The organism is Leeuwenhoekiella sp. LLG6367-2.1 (assembly GCF_045055775.1).
Taxonomy (GTDB): Bacteria; Bacteroidota; Bacteroidia; order Flavobacteriales; family Flavobacteriaceae; genus Leeuwenhoekiella; species Leeuwenhoekiella aequorea.
Window position 1 is genome coordinate 2,860,589 of record NZ_CP159331.1, and the last position, 25,640, is coordinate 2,886,228.

Below are 25,640 nucleotides of genomic sequence, written 5' to 3' on the forward strand. Positions count from 1 at the left end.
TAAAAAAGAAAATCCCGATTGCAACGAGCAATCGGGATTTTTTAATGTTTTATAAAGGTTTTTAAAGCTGAAAAGTTTTAACCTCTTTAAAAGGATCAATTTCTAACTGTTGCATCTCATTCTTATAGGAGATCCATTCTTCATTAAAAAATGAATTAACGGTTTGAAGTGCATTTGTAAGTTCGTCTTTGGCTTGTTTTATAAGAATAGTTTCCGTTTTAGTTATTCCATTAGGTCTACTTCTTACATAGCTGTTTGCTTCATATATGCGATTCAACACAGTGATCTCCTTATTGCGTGTAATTCCCTGTCTGTCATCTTCATTTCCTAAAAATAAAGCAATTTTGCTGTCGATTGTTTTTACAATTGCAGTCGAACTATCTATTTGTGCTTTATATCTTTTCTTATCTAATTTTTTAAGATCAGTTATATACCCTTCAGCAATGTTTTTACTTTCGACCAATTGTTTTACAGCATCAGCAGAAATTTGAATCATCTGTTCTAAATTTTTCTGAGCGGTATAAACTTCTGTGATTGCTTCTGGTGAAATAGTTAATCTAGGATCGCTTTTAACGGTAATAGATTGTTCATCTTCTAGATCGCCATAATTCATAACGATTTTATAGCTTCCTGGTTTTACAGAAACACCACCAGCTTCTGAAGAACGTTTACGTAACGTGCGGGAGGGTCTGTCGCTGCCTTTTTCATCCATATTCCATCTCATCGTATACGTACCCGCGCTATCTGGGGATTTAGTTTTTAAAGTGCGTATCAATCGTGATTCGTCATAGATATTTAAGGTGATGCTATCCCATTGAATAGTATTTTCCAAAGACTCGTCTTTTACTGCGTCTTTCTTGACATCTTTATTAGGGATAAATAGATATTTTATGTGAGCACCGCCTGGTCGATTTTGTCCGTTGAACGTAGCATCTGCTCCAAATCTACTTCCGGTAGGTTGTTGAGAAGCATTTTGATAGGCCAGGGGAGTGGGGAATACTTCGAGTATCGGTGATTCTGAAGAATTCATTTTTGTGACTAATTGGGAATCATTTGCCAATGCTCTTAAAGGTTTAAGATCATCTAGCACCCAGATAGATCTCCCAAATGTTGCAATCGCAAGATCATCTTCACGCTCTTGAATTACCATATCTTTAACAGGAACGGTTGGAAAACCATTGGTCCATTTTTGCCAGTTTGCACCTGCATTAAAACTTATATAGAGTCCATCGTCTGTACCTAAGAACATAAGCTTAGGCTGAATTTTATCTTCTAAAATAGAAAGTGTGTAACTGCCTACATCTTCCGCTTTAACCAAGCTTTTCCAGGTTTTACCATAATCTGTAGTACGGTATGCATAGGGTCTGTAGTCAAAACGGCGGTAATTATTGGCTACAAGCAAGGCTTCACCTTTATTTGTTGCAGAAGCTTTTATTTGAGCAATCCAGCTACCTTCAGGAAGACCTTTAATATTTTTTGATACATCTGTCCAGCTTGTACCACCATTTAACGTATAAAATACTTTACCATCATCAGAACCCGTCCATAGCATATCCTTTTCTACTGGTGAAGGCTCAATGACAAGTATTGTCGTATGATTTTCTGCACCGGTAGCATCCATTGTAAGACCTCCGCTCTCGCTTTGCTTTTGCTTTTCAGGATTATTGGTGGTTAGATCTGGAGATATAACTTCCCAAGTAAGACCTTTATCTGTTGATTTATGCACAAACTGACTCCCAAAATACAATGTGCTGTTATCAAAAGGATCACTATTAATAGCAGCATTCCAGTTAAATCTTAGTTCTACTTCAGGGTCTGGATGTGTAGGACGCACAGAATAGTTATTTCCTGTAATGTGGTCATATCTGCTTACGTACCCTTGCTGACTCATAGACCATCCATACTGTGAATTATCGCGATCTGGTACTACATCAAAACCATCACCAAACGATATTTCCTGCCAGTAGGCATTGCGTATTCCTTGATCTTTCCAGACGTAAGCCGGTCCTCTCCAGCTTCCGTTGTCTTGCATTCCTCCATAAACATTGTATGGAAATTCATTGTCCACAGCAATATGGTAAAATTGACCTACCGGAATATTTTCCGCAAAGCGCCAAGACTTTCCGCCATCACGAGTAATATTTAATCCTCCATCATTACCATCTATCATAAAATCTGCATTTGTAGGATGTATGTACCAGGCGTGATGATCTGGGTGAACCCCATTCTCAACACCATAAGCCGGCATTAGTTCTTTAAAACTTGCACCACCATCTTCAGATACATTAATATATGTAAATACGGTATAGACACGATTTTCATTGTTAGGAGCAACATAAATTTCAGCATAATAGAAAGGACGATTTCCTATTTCGTCCATATTATCATTTACCTTCTTCCAGTTTTCACCGCCATCGTTAGATCTGTACAATGCGTTTTTCTTAGATTCTATGTAAGCATAGACTATATTTGGTTTATTTGGAGCAATAGCAAGACCCATACGTCCTAAATCTCCCTCTGGTAAACCATTTTGTGATGTGATTTCTTTCCAGGTATCTCCACCGTCATAAGTAATGTATAATCCAGATCCTGGGCCACCACTGTTGAAGAACCAAGGATCTCTCTTATGCTGCCACATTGCAGCAATAAGTTTATTGGGATTAGTAGGATCCATAATTAATTCGCCTGCGCCGGTTTTTTGATCCACATAGAGAATTTTTTCCCAGTTTTTACCGCCATCGATTGTGCGATACACACCACGTTCTTCATGTTCTCCCCAAGGAGAGCCTATAGCAGCGGCATAAACAATATCTGGATTTGAAGGATTAATACGCACCCTATAAATATGGCGCGTGTTTTCTAATCCCATACATTTCCAGGTTTTGCCACCGTCAAGCGTTTTATAAATTCCGAATCCACCATTAAGACTGTTACGCGGGTTTCCTTCACCGGTACCTGCCCAAACTACAGCTGGATTTGATTGTTGTATTGCCACTGCTCCGATAGAAGCCGTAGCTTCATTTTCAAAAATAGGCTTCCAGGTTACACCCCCAGAAGTTGATTTCCAAATACCACCGCTTGCAGAACCCGCATATATAATATCGGGATTATTTGTAACGGCGTCAATTGCGGTAATTCGACCACTCATACCAGCAGGACCTACACTTCGGGGTTTAATATTTTTTAAAAGGTCGAGATTAACCTGTTGACCAAACATGCTTAGCGATACTGCTAAAAAAGAAAGAAGTAATCTTATTTTCATAATTAAAATTAACTGGATTTAGTTTCTAAAGTTAAGAAAATTAAAAAATTAAGATTCAGAATGGCATTTTGATTTTGCATTAACATAAATAAAATACAATTAACAGAAGCTTAAATACTAAAATGTAAAAGAGAAAGAATTTCGATATACTTTTGGACAACTAAAATTTAAAATCAACACTTATGAAAAAGATATTTTTAAGTATGGCAGTACTTGCTACTTTAGCATTTACATCTTGCAAAGACAATGAAAACAAAGAGGCTGATGAAACTATGACCGAAGAGCAAATGGCTATGGAGGCAGAAGCACAAACTGAAGAAACAATGCCAGAGCAGCAGACTATCGCTACTATCGCAATGGATAACGAAAACTTTACAACTCTTGTATCTGCAATTCAATCTGCAGAATTAGGAGAAACTTTAAATGGTTCTGGACCATACACAGTATTTGCACCTACTAACGATGCATTTAATAAATTACCTGAAGGTACTTTAGAAGGTTTGACTAAACCTGAAAGCAAAGAGAAACTTGCTGGTCTATTAAAATATCACGTAGTTTCTGGAGAGTATATGGCTGCAGATATAGTTAAAGCTATTAAAGAAAACAACGGAAGTTTTGTAATTAAAACTGTACAAGGTGGTGAGTTAACTGCTACTTTAGATGGTGAGAATGTTATTGTAACTGACGCTAGCGGAAGTAAAGCAAAAGTAACTATGGCAGACGTTGACGCTTCTAATGGGGTGATTCACGGTATTGATGCAGTAGTTATGCCAAAAATGTAAGACTTTAATTAGTCACTATTTAAAACCCTTCAGCAATGAAGGGTTTTTTGTTTTATATGTAATCCTATCCTATCAAAGACGTCTAATACTATAGCATATCAAGGTAAATTTTTACGCCTAGCTTTTCATTACTTTCTAAGGTGAAAAGTCTAAAAATCCGTAATTTTAAGTACTATGAAAAAGGAAAATTTACGCAAGGGTTTTGTATTTAAAACATACGAAGCTCCCGAGCAATCATTGTTTGATCAGTTATTTGAAATTTTCAAAGAATTGATTACACATACTTCTGGAGATTTTGACGAAGCAATGGATTGGCTTAAAGAACTCGATAAAGAATATAAACTTACTAATCCCGATTATACCTTAGACGATTTTGTTGAAGAGTTAAAGGAACGAGGATATCTTAAAGAAGAAATTGAGCCAGACGGTAACGGATCAATTTCTATTACTGCTAAAACTGAGCAAGCTATTAGACAACGTGCTCTTGATCAAATTTTTGGTAATCTAAAGCGTGGAGGTTTAGGTAATCATAAAACCAATCGTGTGGGTAGCGGAGATGAACATACTGGAGAAATCCGCGAATATCGTTTTGGGGATGGACTCGATCGCGTATCAATGACCGAAAGTTTAAAAAACGCTCAGATAAATAACGGAATGGGCAATTTTGATCTTACTGAACGCGATTTGATTGTTGAAGAAACGCAGCACAAAGCACAAATGAGTACCGTACTTATGATTGATATAAGTCACAGTATGATTTTGTATGGTGAAGATCGCATTACGCCAGCAAAAAAAGTTGCCATGGCTCTTGCCGAATTAATAACTACCCGGTACCCAAAAGACACAATTGATATTATCGTTTTTGGTAATGACTCCTGGCCCATAAAAATTAAAGATTTGCCGTATTTACAAGTAGGTCCTTATCATACAAATACGGTAGCCGGACTTCAGTTAGCGATGGATATATTGAGACGTAAAAGAAATACGAATAAGCAGATTTTTATGATTACTGATGGGAAGCCCAGTTGCATTAGAGAATCTGATGGCAGGTATTATAAAAATAGTGTAGGGCTGGATGAGTATATCGTTAACAAATGTTATAGTCAGGCGAGTCAGGCACGAAAGCTTAAAATTCCGATTACTACTTTTATGATTGCGCAGGATCCTTATCTGATGCAATTTGTAAGACAGTTTACAGAGGCTAATCAAGGAAAAGCATTTTACACGGGTTTGAAAGGACTAGGAGAAATGATTTTTGAAGATTATGAGACTAATAGAAAAAAGAGAATACGCTAGATAAAGAAAATAAAGTAAGACTATGAGTAAACCAGCAATCAAGACATTAGGCGAATTAAAAAAAGAGAATTACACCAGCCGCGGTATTAAAGATGAACTTCGTCAAAATCTTTTAAAGAATATCAAGGACGGGAAAAACTCGTTTGAAGGAATACATGGATATGAATATACCGTTATCCCAGAATTAGAGCGTGCGATATTATCAAAACACAATATAAACTTACTGGGACTGCGAGGGCAAGCAAAAACACGTTTAGCCCGTCTTATGGTTCAGTTACTTGATGAATGGGTGCCTGTTGTGGAAGGTTCTGAATTAAATGATGACCCTTTTAAACCTTTATCACGTTATGCAATTAATCTAATCGAAGAAAAAGGAGACGACACTCCAATTGATTGGTTACATCGCGATGATCGCTTTGCTGAAAAGCTTGCAACTCCAGATGTGACTGTTGCAGATTTAATAGGAGATGTAGATCCTATAAAGGCGGCAAATTTAAAATTAAGTTATGCAGACGATCGGGTGATTCACTTTGGAATGATTCCTCGTGCAAACAGATGTATTTTTGTTATTAACGAATTACCAGATCTTCAGGCTCGTATTCAGGTGGCGTTATTTAATATCTTACAAGAAGGAGATATTCAAATTAGAGGATTTAAGTTGCGATTACCTTTAGATCTTCAGTTTGTATTTACAGCAAATCCCGAAGATTATACAAATAGAGGAAGCATTGTAACACCTTTGAAGGACAGAATAGGTTCTCAAATACTCACTCATTACCCAGAAACTATAGAAATTGCCCGTACTATTACGCAACAAGAGGCTCGTAAAGATGGACGTGGTGAGGAACAAATTTATGTTCCTTCGCTAGCTAAAGATCTTTTAGAGCAAATAAGTTTTGAAGCCCGTGAGAGTGAATATATCGATGTGAAAAGTGGTGTAAGTGCTCGTATGAGTATCACAGCATATGAAAATCTTTTGAGTACTGCAGAACGTAGAGCATTACAGGCAGGAGATGAAACTACCACAGTGCGTCTGGGTGATTTTACAGGTATGATTCCTGCGATTACCGGGAAGGTAGAGTTAGTTTATGAAGGAGAGCAGGAGGGAGCAGCTTCCGTAGCAAATATGTTATTAGGTGACGCAATCAAAACCTTATTTGTAACCTATTTCCCAGAGATTAAAAAATTAGAAAAGCAGGATCAAAATAATCCGTATGATCCCATCATTGCATGGTTCTTTGATCAAACTGATTTTCAATTGTTAGATGATTTAAATGATGCGTCTTACAAAAAAATGCTTGATGAGGTTGCCCCATTGCAAACATTAATAAATACGTATCAACCTGATCTTGACAAAAAAGATCAATACTTTATGAAAGAATTTATTCTTTGGGCACTGGTTGAATTTAAAAAGCTTAGTAAATACCGCATGTCTGAAGGAATGCGCTTTAAAGATCTTTATGGAAGCTACATAAGCGGACTATAAGTTCAATTTCCTTTAAAATAAAAAACCCGCTCATTGAGCGGGTTTTTTTATGGTTATACTATTAATTGATAATCGTAAACTCACTGCGTCTGTTAGCATCTTGTTGTGCATCTGAGCAGTTTATAGAATTACAATCATTTATTAAATCGGTCTCTCCATATCCTTTAGCGGTTAATCTACTTTCTGAGATTCCCTGAGAGATTAGATAGGCTTTAGTTGCTTGCGCCCGGCGCTCTGACAACTCGAGATTATAACTGTCTGAACCTTTAGAATCTGTATGTGCTGCTACTTCAATTTTCATTGTAGGATATTTTCGCATAACAGCAACTAATTTATTGAGTATAAGAGCCGCATCATTACGTATAGAAGCTTTATCAAAATCAAAATATATTTTCTCCAGATTAACTTGAGTCGTGTTATTTCGCTCGTTGTAAACTATAAGGCTATCAGAATCTTTATATGCAAGCATCTCGAGCTGTATAACCGTTTTAGTACTTGGTGAGTATTCGATACTTAAATCTTTTTCAGCAGGAGCATAGCCCTCTTTACTGGCTTTAAAATTGTAGGAGCTATTAGGACTTACTTCAAATTTAAAACTTCCGTCTTTTGCAGATACTGCTTTTAAAACAGATCCGGTTTCTGCATTAAACATAGTCACTTCTGCACCTTCTATAGGTCTGGAAGTTTTTTTATCGTCCACATTACCTAATACCAGATAATCGATATTTGGATAAATAGTTAGCGCATATAATTTGTCTTTTCCAGTGCGGTTAGAAGAAACAAATCCTTTTCCTTCTTTCTCATTCAAAATAATGGAGAAATCATCGGCATTAGAATTTAAGGAGGCACCTAAATTAAATGCTTTCTGAAAGTTCCCATCTTCTAAAACACTTCGGTATATATCTAATCCACCTAAGCCTTCAACTCTATTACTTGCAAAATAAAGGTCCCCATTTTGAGCGATAAATGGAAATTGTTCTAGTTTATCAGAATTAATTTGTGCTCCCAGGTTTTCAGCATTAGTTATACTTCCGTCTGGATTAATCTGGGCTTTATAAATATCAAAACCTCCAAATCCACCAGGCATATCACTTGAAAAATACAACAATTCTCCATCGGGACTTATCGCCGGGTGTGTTACCGAATATTTTGAGTTATTAATTTCTAATAACTTTACATCAGACCATTTTGTACCTATCAAAGTAGCGCTGTAGATTTGCAGAACACCTACTTTATTTTTTTCGATACGGGTAAGCTGCGGACTAGTTCTTGTAAAAAACATTCGTTTTCCATCTGGTGAAAATACGGCATTACTTTCGTGAGTATCTGTATTTATAGATCCTGGAAACAATCCTACATCTGTAAGTGTAGATCCAGATACAGTTGCATAATACAAATCTAAAAACGGTTTACCATCCCACGCATAGTTGGGGCGTTCTGTATTCCGATTAGATGCAAATACAATTTGTCTGTCAAAATAAGTTGCTCCAAAATCATCGTAAGCAGAGGATACATCAAGAGGCTGTGCTACAAAATACTGCGGAAGATCTTTTCCTGTGGCTTCAGCATCCTGTAAAATTGAAATAGTCTCGCCGGTATAAATAGATAGCAGCTCATTCGCTTTATCATAATTATTTGTGCGTTTTGCAGCATCTGCATATTTAAAATATGTTGAAAGACTTTGGTTCGGATTTGAAGACCATGCCTTAGCAAAAGCTGCAGTTGCATTTTCAGCATCGGCTGTATAATAATAAGCATTTGCTAGATTTAATAAAGCTGTAGAATCAAGTGTTTCTTCATCTTCATAAGCCGCTATTGCCTCAGCATAGGCTTGATTTGCAAAAAGCTTATTAGCTTCTTTTAGTGATTTACTTTGTGAAAATCCTGCTTGAAATACGGTAAGCAGTATAAAAAATAGTGTGTAAGTTCTCATAGTCATTATACCGTAAATTAGAAGAAACGTGGTGATTTTAAATATGATGGTAACTTGCTCAATAGATCAAAATCAAACAAAACCATTACTTCGTGGCTACCGTTGTTATATTCACCTAAGTTAGATGTAGTGTAATCATAGGCATAACCCACACGAACGCCGGGTGTAACTTCAAAATTAAGCATGCCGGTAACAGCATCATCAATTCGGTAACCTATACCAGCTTCAAATCGTTGATAGAAACGCACATTAGCATTTACATCTATACTTACCGGAGCACCGTTAACCCATCTTGCCATAAAAGAGGGTTTGATTTGAAAATCTGAAGTAGGTTCAAAAACGTAACCTCCTGTTAGAAAATAATGAGTGTTCTCACTTCCTAATCGCTGTATTCCGTTCTCATCTTCCAGATGGTAAGATGCTACAAGGTTAGGAGCAGAAATTCCTACGTAATACGTTTCAGAAAAATAATAGGCACCTATACCTATGGTAGGATAGGTTTCATTTATATTTTGGTCAAATGACGGATCTGTTGCAGCACCACCACTACCTAGTTGTAATCTACTAAAATCTGTACTGAAAAATGATGCCCCAGCTTTTAAACCTAGCGCAAGGGTAGCGTTTTCCTGAATAGGTAACTTATAAGCAAAATCTGCATTTAAATTGGTTTCTTGTACAACATCTCCTATTTCATCGTGCACAATATTTAGACCTAGCTCTACTTTATCAGACATAGGTAAGTGAGCAAAAAAGCTCGCTGTTGTAGGTGCTCCATCTATTCCTACCCATTGGGCTCTGTAAATTCCACCTATTTTAGCTTTATTTACTGATGAGTATGCTGGGTTTATGACACTCATATTGTACATATATTGAGTGTATTCTGGGTCTTGCTGTGCAAACATACTTGTGCATAAAAGGACAAGCACTGCAAAAAGACTATATTTTGAAGTTGAATTTTTCATTGAGATTATCCTTTTATCTGTTTAGGTAAATTTTGCCTTGTTTAGAACTTTTTTGGCCGTTATTGTAATTGATGATGTAGAAATATGTTCCGTTAGGAAGGGTGTTTCCACCTAGGCGATTTTGATTTGCCTGCCCGTTCCAAGGTCCTATTGAAGCATTACCCTTAAAAACTACGCTTCCATTACGGTTAAATATTTCGATTGTATAGTTGGGATAAATGATATCAATGTTTTTCATTTCAAATAAATCATTTATTCCATCACCGTTAGGAGAGAAGCCTTCAGGAATAAAGACTGAATCACATCCTGTCAAATCTGCTGTAACTGCTAAGCGCTGCGAACTTTCACAACCGGTGCTTGTATTCTGCGCGGCAAAATAATAAGTTGTATTTGCAGATAAAGAAGCAGTTGAGCTAATTAAATTACCATTTGTAGGTGCATCATAAACAAGAACTTCAAAAGACGAATTTATATTTGCCAATAAGTCTGCCATTGTAGGATCATCATTTATACAGAAAATAGAACCTGTAGCACTAATTGTTGGAATTTCGGGATCTTCTAAATTAAATTGAACCGGCGCTACAGATAAATTTGAAGCACTACATAACGTTGTAAAATTTTGAATATCTAAGATTTCAAAAGTTGTATTACCAGCATTTGTAAGTAATGCAGAATCTAGTATAAGATTAGCAGAACCCGACACAAATGTTAGTTCGGCTGTACTAGTTTGCGTAGTATTTGCTCCACTTAATTGATAGGTAACCATATAGCTTGCGTCTGCGAGAGAAGAAGCGTTATCGATAGCTATAGATACAGCCTCTCCAAAACACACATCATCTGTTGTTAACGTTACACCGGTCGCATCAGGCAGATCAAAAATTTCAAAATCATTACTGATGTTTAATGTACCAGGTGCACAGCTTGTTGAGTTCGTAACTGCAGTGATAGTAACAGTAGTAATCCCCAGTTGGGTTAATACGGTTGCTGGTATTTCAAAAACTCCAGAACCATTAGTAACGGTTACCGATGCAGAAAGGTTGCTTGAAGAATTTGAACCAGATAGATCATAGGTAATACTATAATCTCCGTCAGAAAGACCTGTGGCGTTCGAAATACTAACTAGTCCGTTTTCTGCTAAACATATATCTGAAGCGTTTATACTTTCAGTTGCTAGTTCAGGAATAGGATTTATAGTAAATGAAGTTGTATATAAAGTGGTATTAGCACAACTAGACAATGGGTTTGTAATGGCTTCAATAGTAAAAGTTGTGTTGCCATCATTCATTAAAAAAGATGAATCTAATGAAAGGGTGGCGTTTCCTTGAACAAATTGAACAGTTTCAAGATTGCTATATAAATTGGCTCCTGTTAATTCATATTCTACTTCATAAGAACCATCGGCAAGATTTGAATTAGAAAAAAGTATTTGGCCATTTTCTCCTAAGCATATATCTGTAGCCGTTATCGTTGTGGACTCAAGATCTGGAGTAGGGAGTATTTCAAAATCCTGAGTAAGTGGTAAGCCTGTTGCTTCACAATTCAAGACATTCGTAGATAAGCTAGTTATGGTTATTGTATTGGTACCGGCATTTTCTAATTGTACCGCAGGTATTTCTAATGTCCCAACACCAGCTGTAAATGTAACTGTAGATTGGTTTTGACTCGATGCATTGGCACCACTTAGGTCATATAAAACGGTATACGTGCCATCTTGAATTTCTATAGCTGGTGCAGTTATAAGTAATGAACCTGTACTGTCTTCACATATATCTACAAATGCAAGTACTGCATTAGAGGCATCAGGAATAGGTGTAATTGTAAAATCTGAAGTTGGCATCGTCAGATTATCTGCTTCACAAGTAGTCATCGTATTCACAATACCCACTAAGGTCAAACTTGAATCTCCGTTTACTAAAAGTGTAGCAGGTAGATCGAAAGATCCTGTTCCATTAGTGATAGTAACCTGGGTTGCAACTTGATTAGTTGCGTTAATTGCTCCGCTTATCTCATAATTGAAATCATAATCTCCATCAATAAGATTAGGTGTTGCAGCAGAGTCAGATATGGTAACCGTAACTAGATCATTTTCACAAGCATCTGTAACAGTTATTGCAATTGTTTCCGCATTGGGTTTAGGACTAACTGTAAAGTTTGTTACTACATTAGTATCTGTACTACAGCCTGTATCATTCGTTACGTTGAGTAGCGTAAGAATATAATCATCGGCAGTAGCAAGTGCATTAGACGCTAGAGTTATAGCTGCCACACCGCTTACTACATCGGCATTTTGCGTATACGTTGTTGCTACACCACCACTACTTATAGAATAGGTAAAACTATAAGAACCATCGATAAGTTCTAATTCTGGCGTTGTACCTGCATCACTTAAATTAAATACACCATCTTCCTCTAAACATAATGGCTGATTAACGCTTAAGGCAATATCTGAAAGATTAGGAAGACCTATAATTGTAAGTGTATCTCTTAAATCACCTATGTAAGCAATACATGTACCTTCTGTATTAGGATCCTGTATAGATGTAATGGCCAGTTCTGCAATTCCTACTCCCGTGAAAAAAGAAGGATTGGCATTAAATGTACCTACACCATCAGTCATAGTCACTGTGATTATTTCTGTTCCAGTATTAGGAGCAGTGCCTACGCTGTAGGTCATTACATAATCACCATTTGGAATGTCTGCAATATCCCCTGTGATGGTAACTACAGGATTTATGGGAAGCGTATCTTCACAAATTACATCATCAAGGGCTTCTGGAAATGAAAATTCTAAGGTTGCGTTTCTAAAATCTGCAACTTGCTCAATAACTATATCTACTGTTATCTCACTTTCATTACATATTTGATTAATAGGCTCTACTGTATATGTAAAAGAATAAATTCCCACTCCGTAGGTATCTCTAATGTTTTGAATATCTATAAAACTGTCATTAGCATTGCTAATTTCATTTGTTCTAGATTCAGTCCACGTACCGCCTTCATCTTCATTTACAATCGCATTTCTTAAATCAAAATTACGCAGGCTGCTAAAATCGTCTGTTTCACAGAAAATTGTTTTTGTCGTAATATCAAGATTTCCGGCGTTTGGTGCAGGGGATACTTCCAGACGTACCATACTCGATAGCGACGAAGTTGATCCTGAACCAGACTGGCAATCTATAGCTGGTTGATCAGTAATTGTATATCTAAAAGTATATGTACCTGTTCCCGCTTGTAAAGCATTAAAATTGCGACCTGTAAGAGCATTACTTATGGAAGCAACATTATCGCCACGCTCATTATTTACGTCAATAAGCATCCAGTTTCCGGGAGTGGTAGCAGCAGGGCTACCTCCGGTAAATTGAAATAGATTAACCCGTGTATTATCATCACAGGCAACCGCAAGCATATTGCTTTGTCCTGGAAAACCGGCTAATGCTAGGGTAACGGTAGCACTTTGTGAGCACGTTGCATTTGTGTAGGTGTAACTAAATGTACCACCACTACTTATTTGCCAAGTATTTAAAATACCTGTAGTTGCATTTAATCCACCTGTATTATCAACATCTATCCAGATACCTCCGCGTTCTGGACTTCCACCTAAAGCTGCAAACAGGTCAATAAATTGGTTTACCTCTTTATTACAGGTACTCAAATTGGCATCTTGGCCGGCACATTGTGCATAGGCTGCTGTAGAAAATCCTAAACTAATAAATAGGAAAGACAGTAAAATGCTCTTTCTTAATAGCGTAATTTTTTTAACCATAAAAGTTGGAATAAGTTTTAACAATACAATATTAACCGTTTAATAGCAATTAAGTACGATTAAATGTAAATTAAAATTAAGATAATTTTCACATTATCCTATTTAAAACTCCAACTCTTCTATTTTTCCATCGGGATATTTAGCAAATCGCTTTAAATTTACATCGTGGGTGTATTCTTTTGAAGGCCAGGGCCAACCACCAAATTGAGTCTCTTGAAAGTTACTAAAGGCTTTTTCAATATCTGTTCTGGAATTACCTACAAAAGGACCGTGTTGTACAACGGGTTCATTTATGGGCATACCTTCTAAAAGTAAAATCTGAGCAAACTGGTCAGTATTTGTTAATGTTAGATCTTTAGTTGCATCTGCCTTTATTTGATGCATACTGGGGATTGTAAATTCTTCGGAAAAAAGATTCTTTCCCTCATAAAAGTAAAGCGAACGATTCACACCAGGTTTTGCTTTCGGAAGTGTAAACTCTGCATCTGGTTCTAAGGTAATCAACCAGATATTTATTGCATTCTCAGGATCTGCTGCCCAGGAATCTGGTGCCGGATTTAATGATTGGGTATCTAAATATTCGCCGGCAATTAATTTAATTGTCGTTTGCTTATTATTAGTGTCCTTTATGTTAATCACTGGTATGTTCTCGTGCCACATCATCCCAAAATAAGGGTTCACACCTTTACTCTTTGCAGGTAAGTTTAACCAGATTTGAAATAACAGCAGCGGATTTTTAGCTTCAGTATTGAGTAGCGGAAACATTTCACTATGTTGAACACCCTTACCAGCAGTCATCCATTGTACATCTCCATTACCAAATCTACCTGCAGCACCTAAGGAGTCTGAATGATCCACATATCCTTCTTCTGCAATAGTTACTGTCTCAAAACCTACATGTGGATGTGCCGGAAAACCCGGAACTTTTGAGCCATGGTACATTGCCCAGCCATCGCGTTGTGTAAAATCTTGACCTATATTGCGTCCCGCCAGTGAATCTTTAGGTCCAGAATGTCCATTCCCTTCGGGATATAAATCATGATGAAAAGCACAAAATAAAAAAGGATCTTGTGTATCCCACTGGTTTTGAAGCGGAGTTATTTTCAGAATTGCTGACATTTCTTATGGTTTAAAGATTCAGTACTAAGATAGGAGTCCTTAGTAAAACCTGAAAGACCATTATTAAGCACTTATTCACAGCTAGAAATTTTAGAGACTATCTAAAAACTGTAACTTTATTCAACTAAATTTTAAAGTCAGCATATATGCATTTTTTTCAGAAAGAAATAAAACTAAGACCTAAAGCCAGAGGGTTTCATTTAGTTACTTCAGAAATTGAAAATCAATTAGAGCACATCAATAAGATTGAAGTAGGGCAATTACAGGTATTTATTAAACACACTTCTGCTAGTCTTACGATAAATGAAAATGCCGATCCTACAGTACGTGAAGATTTTGAAAGTCATATAAATAAAATGGTGCCTGAAGATGCACCCTATTATAAACATACATTTGAAGGTCCAGACGACATGCCTGCACACATCAAGGCTTCATTAATGGGAGCTTCTGTCACAATCCCGGTAACAAATGGCAAATTAAATCTAGGGACTTGGCAAGGTGTTTACTTGTGTGAGCACAGAAATAATGGTGGATCACGAAGTGTGGTTATTACGTTATTTGGTAACTAGCTGCTCTTTTGCTTCAATAAGTTTTCCCAGTATATATTCTACACCATTTTCATTATTGGTTTTTGTGCTATAATTAGCAGCTTTAATGATGTTAGGATGTGCATTTTGCATTGCATAACTAAAATGAGCGAGCTCTAACATTTCAATATCATTATTGTAATCTCCAAAAACCATAGTTTCCTCTTTAGAGATATTCAATTTTGATTGAATGATTTTTAATGCGCGTCCTTTATCTGTATGTAAATGGCTTAAGTCTAACCAGTTTTCACCAGACACTTTAGCTTTAATTCTATCTTCGAGATGTTTTACTGCTGGGTAAGTTGTTTTTTCTGATCCTCCAAAACTATAAACGGCAATTTTGAAGAAATCATCATCTTCTATTTCAGTAAGATCATCTACCAGATTATATCTAAAGTAATATTCATCAAATATATTTAAGAACTCCTGATGCTTTGACTCTACATAAGCTTGTTTTTTACCACAAAGTACAATATGCGCATCTTCTATTTTACGCATATCTCGTATCAAATCATGAACAGTGTTTGTATCTATTGTGCAAGTATCGGTCACTTCTTCTGAGATAACCGTCATCCCGCCATTCTCCGCAATAATTGTAATCTCATCTTTAATAGGCTCGAGCTTGTGAATCATACTGTAATATTGTCTTCCGCTTGCGGCAACAAATTTCACATCATGTTTTTTAAGCTGTTCAAACTGTTCAAAAAATAAATCACTAACCACTCCTTTATCATTTAGGAGTGTGCCATCCATATCAGAAACCACTAATTTTACTTGAGATAAATCCATCCTGCAAATTTAATCTATACATTGAAGCTTAGCGAATAACTAAGATTAATAGAATCTTAAATATGGTTGTCAATATTAATATTTGGCGCCCTGAGCAATATTTTTACTTGCTTTTTCTATAAATACACGTAAGTCTTCGTTGGCATTTTTGAGATCCTCATTACGTAGATACATCATATGACCACTGCGATACCCTTTAAAATCCATACGGTCTGTGAATTTACCATTGATGTTTATCTGATTGATAATATACTTGGCATTAAAATACGTACAAGCTCCATCATAGTAACCAGATTGAACCAAGAGGTGCAAATTTGAGTTCATTGCCATCGCTTCGCGTAAATCTGCGCCAGAATTATTATTAGTACGGTCCCAAGGTCTTACGTCGCCAAACATATCATAGGTAAGGTCTGTTTTAAAATTAAGTTCTTGAGTCATGTAGTAGTTAATCGCAGGTGTGAAACTATGCAACCAAGAGGTGAGTTCGCTATTATAATCTGGTGAGGATCCGGCATTAGCAATATCTAATCCCTTATACCGAGAGTCAAGACGTCCTATTGTCAACCCTTCTTTATCGCGTAATAAATCTTTCCAGAAGTAATTAAATGGTACCGCAAGATTATGCTGGGCAACCGTTTTCTGGCTAAGTCCAGAATAATATGCAGTTTTTTCAATTGCTTGTGCTCGCTCAGTAGCAGTAGCAGATCCTCCTTTTGCTAACACAGGAAGTAATTCATTTACCGCATAGGCTTCAACCTCAGGCAACATTTCTAATAAATCTTTATTCTGAAGTTCTGGCGGTAAAGCTTTGTGATACCAGGCAGCTGCAGCAAAATAAGGCAATCGATTTGCGATTTCTACCGGTCCCTCAAATTCAAAGCCTATTTCTGTAGGAGATACAAGTATTACGCCGTTGATATACATCCATTTACTTTGTTGTAGTTCCATAGCCAAACCAGAAACACGAGTTGTACCGTAACTCTCCCCAATAAGAAATTTTGGAGATCTCCAGCGGTTGTGACGGGTAACAAAGGTATTTACCCAAGTGGCTAGATAGCTTATATCTGCGTTTACCCCAAAAAACTCCTTACGGTCTGGCATTTCTCCTTTTTCATAAGGAAGCATTCTGCTGTAACCTGTATTTACCGGATTTATAAATACGATATCTGCAACATCTAAAATCGAGTAGGGATTATCTTTTATACCATAAGGTTGTACCGGGAAGCCCTCATCAGTTATTTTAAGTATTCTAGGTCCAGTGTAGGCGATATGCATCCATACAGATGCAGATCCAGGACCTCCATTAAAGCTTATTACAAGTGGTCGCGTTTGATCATCTTTAATATCTGTACGTGAATAGTACGTATAATTAAGAGTAGCTACGGGATTTCCAGATTCATCCCATACTGGTTGAAATCCTAACTCAGCTTTATACGGAATGGTTTTACCTTTTATAGTAACACTATGAGTGGATGTACTGGTTGTATCAACAGGAACTTTTACTTTTTGTGCAAAAGTTGAAAAAGTAACGAGAAGAAGAAGTGTGGTAATTTTTAAACTCATAAAATTTGTCTGTTAATGCTAATAAGCAATTAAATATTTCTAGCTCTTAAATTTAATAAATTGAAGCTTCCAATAAGCTATCTAGTTTTTTTCTATTGAATGCTCTTCCGGCTTTGATGACTTCATAAATATCCTGTGTACTTTTGATATCTTTCAACGGATTTGCATTTAGAAGTATTAAATCTGCTTGAGCACCGCTCTGTATTGTTGGAACGGTCTTTTTTAAGAATTTAGCCCCATTTTGTGAAGAAGTTTTGAGTGCTTCTAACGGACTTAAACCAGCTCCTACTAAAGCTTCGAGTTCGTTGTGTAAAGAGATACCGGGATAGATGTATGAGTTATACGCACCACAATCTGAACCCGCAAGAATACTAACCTTATTTTTATGCAGTTGGCCGGTTAGAAAAATAAATGTAGAGTCTAGCTTTTTTCGTATAGCTACAAATTCTGGAGATGCGTTGAGCGCACTATTTATACGACCTTCATATGTTTTTTTAATTCCCGGGCCTATATAGTTGAGGTATGTATCTCCTGTATGATCATGCTCATCTAAATAACTCAGGGTTTCACCTATGTGTAGTGTAGGGACAACATACACATCACGCTCTGTTAAGCTACTAAATGTTTTTGCCGCTGTAGTTTCAGAATACGTTTTAATAACACGATCTAAAGAAGACCAGAATCCCATTTTTCCGGTTTTAACCGCTTCAGTTATTGCGGCTTCCTGTAGGGAGCAACCCTTCAAAATATAATACAAGTGCTCGATGGCATCAATTCCTGCTGCAGTAGTTTCTTCAAGAGTTACGGAGTAGGGCATATGGCCGCTGGTTATGATTCCGCGTTTTTCTGCTTTTTTAATAGTTTGAAGATAATTTTCTGCGGAAATCTTACTGTCATAAATTTTTACGAAATCCACTTCTAAAGACTGAAGGGAGTCGAGCGCTCTTTCTATGTCTTCAGAAGTTGAAACTTCTAAAGAACCTGCCCAGGTTGCGCCGGGACCATCTATCTTGGGTCCCGAAGTATAAATTGTGGGTCCGTTTAAGGTCCCATTTTTCATATCCTTTTGCCATTGCATTACCGAAGATGTTAAATCACCACCTGCGTCACGCACGGTAGTAATTCCATTAGCGAGATATAGATTTAAGAATTTCTTGTTTTCTTTAATAAGGCTGTCACCACCTCTAAAGTGAACGTGATTATCCCACAAACCCGGCATAAGGTATTTTCCTGTTCCGTCAATCTGTGTTTTTGCAGCACTAGTTAGTAAATCTTTTGTACGTACTATAGAATGAATAGTATCTGCATTTATAAAAACAGATTGTTCATTTAGAATCTCTCCGTTTTCTAAATTTATAATATTCACATTATGAATAACAAGATCAAATACAGGAGCTTTTACGGTGCAGGATAATAAGACTAAAGAAGTAATAAATAGCAGTAATATTCTAAACATAGAATTGAATTTTTGAAGCATTTAAAATACGGAGATTCTCAAAATAACACGGCTTAAACTAAAAAAGAGCCCTATTGGGCTCTTTAATTTGTATTTAATAGGTTCTTATTTTCCCCATTCTGTGTGAAAAATACCTTCGCGGTCTATGCGCTCATAGGTATGTGAACCAAAGTTATCTCGTTGCGCTTGTATCAAGTTTAGTGGTAAATGACTTGAGGTATATGCTTCGAAGTAATTTAATGATGCAGATAATCCCGGAACCGGAATACCACTCATAGCGGCATACGCCACAGTCTCTCTTACAGACGCCATTGTTTCTTGTACTTTAGGAACAAATGCAGGTGCTAGTAATAAGTTAGGAAGTGATTTATCTGTAATATAAGCTTCTGAAATAGCATCTAATAAACCAGATCTAATGATACAACCGGCTCTCCAGATTTTTGCAATAACAGACATATCAAGATCGTACTCATACTCTTTAGATGCATCTGCAAGCTGATGTAAACCTTGTGCATATGCAGCTATAAAAGAAAAGTATAATGACTTTTCTGCCATAGCGATTAATTTGTCTTTATCAATCTCTTGTGGTTCTGGTCTGCTATATAATTTATCTGCAACGATACGCTCTTCTTTTAATGCAGAAATCTCACGCATACTTACTGCGACATCAATAGTAGGTACAGGAATTCCTAAATCCATTGCGTTTTGCGAGGTCCATTTCCCAGTACCTTTTTGCTTGGCTTTATCAAGTATCATATCTACAAGATCTCCGTCTCCCAGATCATCTTTTTGAGCAAATATTTCAGCAGTAATTTCTACAAGAAAAGATTGTAGACGACCCTTGTTCCAACGATCAAATATTTGATGCAATTCATCATTACTTAATCTGAGTGACTTTTTAAGTAGGTCATAGATTTCAGAAGTAAGTTGCATCATACCATATTCGATACCATTGTGAACCATTTTTACATAGTTTCCGGCAGATTTAGGACCTAAATGCGCAACACAGGGTTCTCCTTTAAATTTTGCGGCTACTGCTTCAAAAATAGGTTTGATATGTGTGTATGCTTCAGCATCTCCACCTGGCATAATACTTGGTCCTTTGCGAGCTCCTTCGGCACCGCCACTAACACCAGCTCCAAAGAAGTTTATACCCTTTTCTTTTAAATAAGCTTCACGACGGTCTGTATCTGTAAAAAAAGAGTTTCCTCCATCGATGATTATATCTCCCTGATCCAGATGTGGAAGTAATGATTCTATTACTTGATCTACAATTTTACCTGCAGGTACCAGCAACATAATTTTTCGCGGAGCAGAAAGTGCATTTATAAACGTTGTTATATCTGATGATGCATCAACTTTTTCAAGATTACCGCCTTCTGTCTTGAGTGCATCAACTTTTTCCTGATCCAGATCATAACCGTAGGCCTTAAAATTATTGTCTGCGACATTTAATATAAAGTTACGTCCCATTACACCGAGACCTACAAGGCCAAAATCATAATTTTTATGCTCCATAATAATTATTTATTGTTCTTTTAAATTTGCACTATAATGTTTTTATAAAGCCTCTTGTGTGCAGGTAAGATGCCTTATTTTTGTATTGGTTATAGCCAAAATTAAATGATAACATTGACTTATTACTACTTTATTGTATAAACTCATGTTATAATTGCAACTAACCATTATCGACTACAAAAATCATTAAAAAATCAAAATTCTTTATGAATTCTACATCAAATCAATTGCTGGTTATATTTGGAGCATCTGGAGACCTTACCGCTCGTAAATTAATACCTGCATTATATCACTTGTATGAAGGTGGACATTTCCCTGAAAATTTTGTTGTTCTAGGAGCAAGCCGTAGTAATATGAGCGACGAAGAGTTTCGTAAAAAAGTTGTTTATGAGAGTCCGTATTTAAAAGAAGAAGTAAAAACTAAGGATGCGGCATTCATCAAGAAATTTGCAGATATAATGTATTATCAGGATCTGGGAGATGATTATGACTCAGATTATACAGATCTTAAAAATCGTATAGAAAGCTTAGATAAAGAGTGTAAAACTAACGGTAGTTTTATGTTTTATCTATCTACACCGCCTAGTTTATATGAGCCGATAGCAAAAAATCTTTCCGATCAAGGACTAACTAAAGGTTCTGGAAATGATAAAGGCTTTAGACGCATAATTGTTGAGAAGCCTTTTGGTTATAGTTTGGAAACTGCTCAGGAATTAAACAAAGGTTTACAGAAATACTTTAAAGAGAATCAGATATTTAGAATAGATCATTATTTGGGTAAAGAAACCGTGCAGAATTTACTTGTAACGCGTTTTTCTAACTCAATTTTTGAACCTCTATGGAACCGAAATTATATACATCACGTAGAAATTACAAATGCAGAAACGGTAGGCGTAGAGAAACGCGGTGGATATTATGATAAGTCTGGTGCTTTGCGCGATATGTTTCAGAGTCATTTATTACAGATTGTCTCTTTAATTGTAATGGAGCCACCTATAAACTCTAATGCTGAAGAAATACGTAATGAAAAAGTAAAAGCTTTAAAATCATTACGAATTATGAGGTCTGAAGAAGAACTGTTTCACAACACTATGCGTGGGCAGTATGTTGCTTCTAGTATAAATGGTAAGCGCGTAAAAGGTTACAGAGAAGAGGAAGGTGTAGATCCTGAATCTAAAACTGAAACCTACGCAGCAATTAAATTTTTTGTGGATAACTGGAGGTGGAAAGACACTCCATTTTATGTACGTACTGCAAAGCAAATGCCTACCAAAGTAACTGAAGTTGTTATACACTTTAAGACTCCGCATCATCAGGTATTTAAAGATCAGGATATAAATAATAAAGACAATAAGCTTATCATTCGTATTCAACCAGATGAGGGTATTTTAATCAAATTTGGTGTAAAAGTACCTGGTCAAGGCTTTCAGGTAGAGCGTGCAAATATGGATTTTTACTATAGCAGTTTATCAGACTCCAATATAATGGATGCTTACGAGCGTCTATTATTAGATGCTATGCAAGGAGATGCAACACTATATGCACGTGCAGATGAGGTTGAAGCTGCCTGGGCGTTTGTAGATCCTATTTTGGATTACTGGGCAAACGGTCAAGATGTGAATACGTATGGTTATCCTGCGGGAACTTGGGGTCCCAAAGACTCTGATGATCTTATTGAAGATAGCAACGGATGGCGAAATCCTGGAGAACATCTTACCGATGAATCTGGTTTTTGCATTATTTAAATTGAAGTATAATTAAAAATTCCCATAGTTATGGACTTACGTATAAAAGACACAAAGCAGCAAGTTGCCGAAGAATTCTCTTATTTTTTCAAAGAACTTTGCGCTGATAAAAAAGAGGTGAACGTTGCACTTTCCGGAGGAAGCACGCCTAAAATTGTTTTTGATCAACTGGCTTCGGAATATAATTCTCAAATAGACTGGTCGAAGGTGCATTTTTACTGGGGTGATGAGCGTTGTGTAGCTCCTACAGATGAAGAGAGTAATTACAAAATGACGGTTACTCATTTGCTTTCAAAAATTAATATTCCGGAAGCAAATATTCATCGAATTTTAGGGGAAGCTGATCCTGAAGAAGAGGCGAAGCGTTATACAAATGTATTACGCGATAATTTACCAAGCTTAAATGGAATACCGCGTTTTGACTTGGTTATTCTAGGTATGGGTGATGACGGTCATACTGCATCAATTTTTCCACATCAGATTGAATTATGGGAAATGCCAGAAAGTTGCAGAGTAGCTACGCATCCTGAAAGTGGTCAAAAACGTATTACAATTACTGGTAAAGTTATTAATGCTGCAGAAACAGTTGCATTTCTAGTAACGGGAGCTAGTAAAAAAGAAAAAGTATCATTAATAGTTAATGAACTTGAAGATTATAAAAAATTTCCGGCAAGTTTAGTAGCTCCTAAAGAGGGTGAGCTAATTTGGTTTTTAGACAGAGACGCCGCTGCCGGCTTATAAAAAACAGATATTTCACTGCATCTAATTTGTAGACGCAGAATCAAAATCTATAGGATTCCCAGGCTCAATATGAATTAATATAAAATTGAGGTTGGGAATTTCTTCTTTTAGGTGATCTTGTAATTTATGCGCAATTATATGCCCCGCAGTTACACTTATATCACCATCTACAATTGCATGTAAATCAAGATGATAATTCATACCGGCTTTCCGAATAAAAGCTTTTTCAGTATCTAATACGCCGGTAACTTCCAGAGATTTTACCCGTACCTCTTCAATGACATCATCATAGCGGTTTTCATCCATTATCTCACCAAGTGCAGGTCTAAAAATCAAATAAGCATTGTAGATAATTATACCAGAGGCTAGTAATGCGGCCCAGTCATCTGCAGCTTCAAAACCTTTTCCAAAAATCAATGAAATACTAATTCCTATAAATGCCATTACAGATGTAATTGCATCACTGCGATGATGCCAGGCATCTGCTTTTAACGAAGAGCTGTTAGTTTCAATACTGCGCTTTAAAACAATTCTAAAAGCAGTTTCTTTCCAGATAATTATAGAGCCGAGTACCAGCAACGTCCAGGGCTTTGGTGACAAATGCGGAGTTTGTATATTTTGTATACTCTCATACGCAATCACCGATGCTGAGGTAACTAAAAAAGCAACCACCATAAACGTTACAAGAGGTTCTATTTTTCCGTGACCATATGGATGATTGTCATCTGGTGGACGATCTGCATATTTTAAACCGAATAGTACCAGAAAAGAGGCAAAAACATCTGCGGTAGATTCAATCGCATCAGCAATAAGGGCGTACGAGTTTCCAAAAATACCAGCAATACCTTTTAAAATAGCTAGAATCACATTGCCTATGATACTAAAATAAGTCGCTTTTATTGCTGTCTTAATTTTACTCATAACTTGTGTGATGCATTACCTGTCTTAAAAATTGAGTTTGTAAAGTTCTGCTTTTTAAAAGTCTTCAGCTTGGGATTATGTTAAGATTTGATGACTTTGTGATTAACAGTGTGCAGGATATCTAACAGCAAAGCCTGATAATAGATTTAGGATTATCAGACTTTGTTATTATATTGAATAAAGTAAATTATATTTCTTCAATCACATTCTTTAATGCGGTTCTGGATTTTGGTTTTATATGAGGTTGATTTGTATCATCTGCGTCTCTATATCCTATTGCTACGGCAACCAGAGTTGCGTGTTCCTTTTGGCCCAAAATTGTATCATATGCATCTGGCTCAATTCCTTCCATAGGTGTTGCATCAATCCCCATATCTGCACAAGCACTTAATAATACTCCTAATGCAAGATATACCTGTTTTTCAAACCAGGCATAAATTTGTGGTTCCGGTTGTTTTTTGATAAAATCATTGTAAAAACCAACAGCTCCTTGAGGTAATTCTTTCTCGATACGTGCTTCAAAAGCTTCTAAACTTTTAACACGACTTAAAACTATAAGCGTATCGCAATTGAGAATTTTTGGAGTGTTAATCCAAGATACGTCAGCTAATTTTGCTTTTATTTCTGAATTGGAAACAAATGTAAATTTCCAAGGTTGGCTATTTATTGAGGATGGAGCTAACTGCAGAATTTCTTTTAGGGCTTCGATATTTTCTGGAGTTATCTTCTTTGAAGCATCAAACTTCTTTGTTGTATAACGACTTTGCATTACTTCTAAAAAACTCATATGACTTTTTGTTTATGCGTGTTGATTTTGATTATTGTAATTAAAATGATCAAGATTCCTAATGCTTGTAATAATCCTATACGCTCGTTGAGCATAAAATAGGCACTTAAGATAGAAACTGGTATTTCTAACGTGGCTAAGATTCCGGCTAATCCTGCGCCAATTTTTGGAACACCATTATTAAATAAAATTGGAGGTAAAACCGTACCAAATAATCCCAAAATAACACCCCATTTAATAAGTTCGAGGGTATTTAATTCTTCGATGATTTGATAATTCCAAAAGAATATAATAGCAATAAATCCCCCAAGAACCAGATATTTACTTCGGGTAATGTTGGGTAAGTCTAGTGATATTTTATTAGTCGCATACATAGTAATTGTATAGGATAAAGCAGCCAGAAAGCCATATCCAAAACCCAACGGACTAAATGTAAAATCACTTTCAAAAATGCGAGAGGCTAGGGCAGTGCCGGCTAAGACGACAATTGCACCTATAAGTTTTGTTCTGTTAACCCGTTCTCTTTCAGTAAAAAACTCCAGAATGATACTCATCCAAACCGTTTGCATAAGTAGAATAATACCTATTGAAACCGGTACAAATTGAATAGCGAGGTAATAAAAACAACTTGTAAACCCGAGCGAAGACCCGAAGAGCAGCAATTTAAACTTTGATTTATTTGAGGAAATAGTGTTGTTTGTTGCTGTTGAATTGTTTTTTCTTACTGAAACGAATGAGATTATGCTAAGTACAATTACTCCAAACAGGAACTGTAAAAATGTAAGTGCAGCAGTACCAAAACCGGCATTATTTGCAAGTTTTACTATGGTTGCTAAAACACCATAACTGGCAGCGCCTATCGAAACGAAGGCAATTCCTTTAAGTTTATCCATGTACTGCGGAAGGTTTTTTGTAGTGTAAGAAATTATA

Annotated in this window: 18 protein-coding genes; 6 read left to right on the top strand and 12 right to left on the bottom strand. The window is 36.5% G+C overall.

Annotated features, from left to right (window positions below; translation table 11 throughout):
• Positions 1–61: 61 nt before the first annotated feature.
• Positions 62–3,262 (bottom strand): WD40/YVTN/BNR-like repeat-containing protein, encoded by a 3,201-nt coding sequence (locus ABVM53_RS12805; RefSeq protein ID WP_405326696.1) that lies wholly within the window; start codon positions 3,260–3,262, stop codon positions 62–64.
• 182 nt (positions 3,263–3,444) lie between these two features.
• Between ABVM53_RS12805 and ABVM53_RS12810 the strand changes: the two genes are divergently transcribed.
• The 3 genes from ABVM53_RS12810 (at position 3,445) to ABVM53_RS12820 (ending at position 6,826) form a co-directional block, all read left to right on the top strand.
• Entirely contained in the window at positions 3,445–4,044 is a 600-nt protein-coding gene (locus ABVM53_RS12810) for a fasciclin domain-containing protein (protein WP_371456272.1), read from the top strand.
• Positions 4,045–4,218: 174 nt separating this feature from the next.
• Entirely contained in the window at positions 4,219–5,340 is a 1,122-nt protein-coding gene (locus ABVM53_RS12815) for a vWA domain-containing protein (RefSeq protein ID WP_405326700.1), read from the top strand.
• Positions 5,341–5,362: 22 nt separating this feature from the next.
• Positions 5,363–6,826 (top strand): magnesium chelatase, encoded by a 1,464-nt coding sequence (locus tag ABVM53_RS12820; RefSeq protein ID WP_405326702.1) that lies wholly within the window; start codon positions 5,363–5,365, stop codon positions 6,824–6,826.
• 61 nt (positions 6,827–6,887) lie between these two features.
• Here ABVM53_RS12820 and ABVM53_RS12825 read toward each other — a convergent pair whose 3' ends face one another.
• The 4 genes from ABVM53_RS12825 to ABVM53_RS12840 form a co-directional block, all read right to left on the bottom strand.
• Complete coding sequence (locus ABVM53_RS12825; protein WP_405326704.1) at positions 6,888–8,765, bottom strand: OmpA family protein; 1,878 nt, start codon at positions 8,763–8,765, stop codon at positions 6,888–6,890.
• Positions 8,766–8,776: 11 nt separating this feature from the next.
• Entirely contained in the window at positions 8,777–9,721 is a 945-nt protein-coding gene (locus ABVM53_RS12830) for a type IX secretion system membrane protein PorP/SprF (protein ID WP_371456276.1), read from the bottom strand.
• A 13-nt stretch (positions 9,722–9,734) separates the two neighbouring features.
• Positions 9,735–13,484: a gliding motility-associated C-terminal domain-containing protein gene (locus tag ABVM53_RS12835; RefSeq protein WP_405326707.1), complete on the bottom strand. Its 3,750-nt coding sequence runs from the start codon at positions 13,482–13,484 to the stop codon at positions 9,735–9,737.
• A 102-nt stretch (positions 13,485–13,586) separates the two neighbouring features.
• Positions 13,587–14,603 carry a pirin family protein gene (locus tag ABVM53_RS12840; protein ID WP_405326710.1) on the bottom strand — a complete coding sequence of 339 codons (1,017 nt, stop codon included), beginning with the start codon at positions 14,601–14,603 and terminating at the stop codon, positions 13,587–13,589.
• A gap of 146 nt (positions 14,604–14,749) precedes the next feature.
• On the opposite strand from ABVM53_RS12840, the gene ABVM53_RS12845 reads away from it, so the two are divergent.
• Positions 14,750–15,172, top strand: coding sequence for a secondary thiamine-phosphate synthase enzyme YjbQ (locus ABVM53_RS12845; RefSeq protein ID WP_405326713.1), 423 nt, complete (start codon positions 14,750–14,752; stop codon positions 15,170–15,172).
• Here the strand turns inward: ABVM53_RS12845 and ABVM53_RS12850 are convergent.
• The 4 genes from ABVM53_RS12850 to gndA all read right to left on the bottom strand — a co-directional run bounded on the left by ABVM53_RS12850 (position 15,158) and on the right by gndA (position 20,516).
• A complete protein-coding gene (locus ABVM53_RS12850; RefSeq protein WP_405326716.1) occupies positions 15,158–15,979 on the bottom strand; it encodes an HAD family hydrolase in 822 nt (273 codons plus the stop codon). The two genes, ABVM53_RS12845 and ABVM53_RS12850, sit on opposite strands and share 15 nt — an antisense overlap.
• Positions 15,980–16,054: 75 nt before the next feature.
• The gene (locus ABVM53_RS12855) at positions 16,055–17,542 is read right to left on the bottom strand and encodes a S10 family peptidase (protein WP_405326718.1); all 1,488 of its coding nucleotides are present in this window, start codon (positions 17,540–17,542) and stop codon (positions 16,055–16,057) included.
• Positions 17,543–17,594: 52 nt separating this feature from the next.
• On the bottom strand, positions 17,595–18,998 hold the full coding sequence (locus ABVM53_RS12860) for an amidohydrolase family protein (RefSeq protein ID WP_405326721.1): 1,404 nt from the start codon (positions 18,996–18,998) through the stop codon (positions 17,595–17,597).
• A gap of 105 nt (positions 18,999–19,103) precedes the next feature.
• Positions 19,104–20,516 carry an NADP-dependent phosphogluconate dehydrogenase gene (gndA, locus tag ABVM53_RS12865; protein ID WP_371456283.1) on the bottom strand — a complete coding sequence of 471 codons (1,413 nt, stop codon included), beginning with the start codon at positions 20,514–20,516 and terminating at the stop codon, positions 19,104–19,106.
• Between the two features lie 206 nt (positions 20,517–20,722).
• Between gndA and zwf the strand changes: the two genes are divergently transcribed.
• Entirely contained in the window at positions 20,723–22,261 is a 1,539-nt protein-coding gene (zwf, locus tag ABVM53_RS12870; protein WP_371456284.1) for a glucose-6-phosphate dehydrogenase, read from the top strand.
• Positions 22,262–22,291: 30 nt separating this feature from the next.
• Positions 22,292–23,002, top strand: coding sequence for a 6-phosphogluconolactonase (gene pgl, locus ABVM53_RS12875; RefSeq protein WP_405326725.1), 711 nt, complete (start codon positions 22,292–22,294; stop codon positions 23,000–23,002).
• A 21-nt stretch (positions 23,003–23,023) separates the two neighbouring features.
• On the opposite strand, the gene ABVM53_RS12880 is transcribed toward pgl, so the two are convergent.
• The 3 genes from ABVM53_RS12880 to ABVM53_RS12890 form a co-directional block, all read right to left on the bottom strand.
• Positions 23,024–23,923 (bottom strand): cation diffusion facilitator family transporter, encoded by a 900-nt coding sequence (locus tag ABVM53_RS12880; protein WP_405326728.1) that lies wholly within the window; start codon positions 23,921–23,923, stop codon positions 23,024–23,026.
• A gap of 187 nt (positions 23,924–24,110) precedes the next feature.
• A complete protein-coding gene (locus tag ABVM53_RS12885) occupies positions 24,111–24,710 on the bottom strand; it encodes a nitroreductase family protein (RefSeq protein ID WP_405326731.1) in 600 nt (199 codons plus the stop codon).
• Positions 24,707–25,603 (bottom strand): EamA family transporter, encoded by an 897-nt coding sequence (locus ABVM53_RS12890; RefSeq protein WP_405326734.1) that lies wholly within the window; start codon positions 25,601–25,603, stop codon positions 24,707–24,709. Before ABVM53_RS12890 ends, ABVM53_RS12885 begins: the two co-directional genes overlap by 4 nt.
• Between the last annotated feature and the right edge of the window lie 37 nt (positions 25,604–25,640).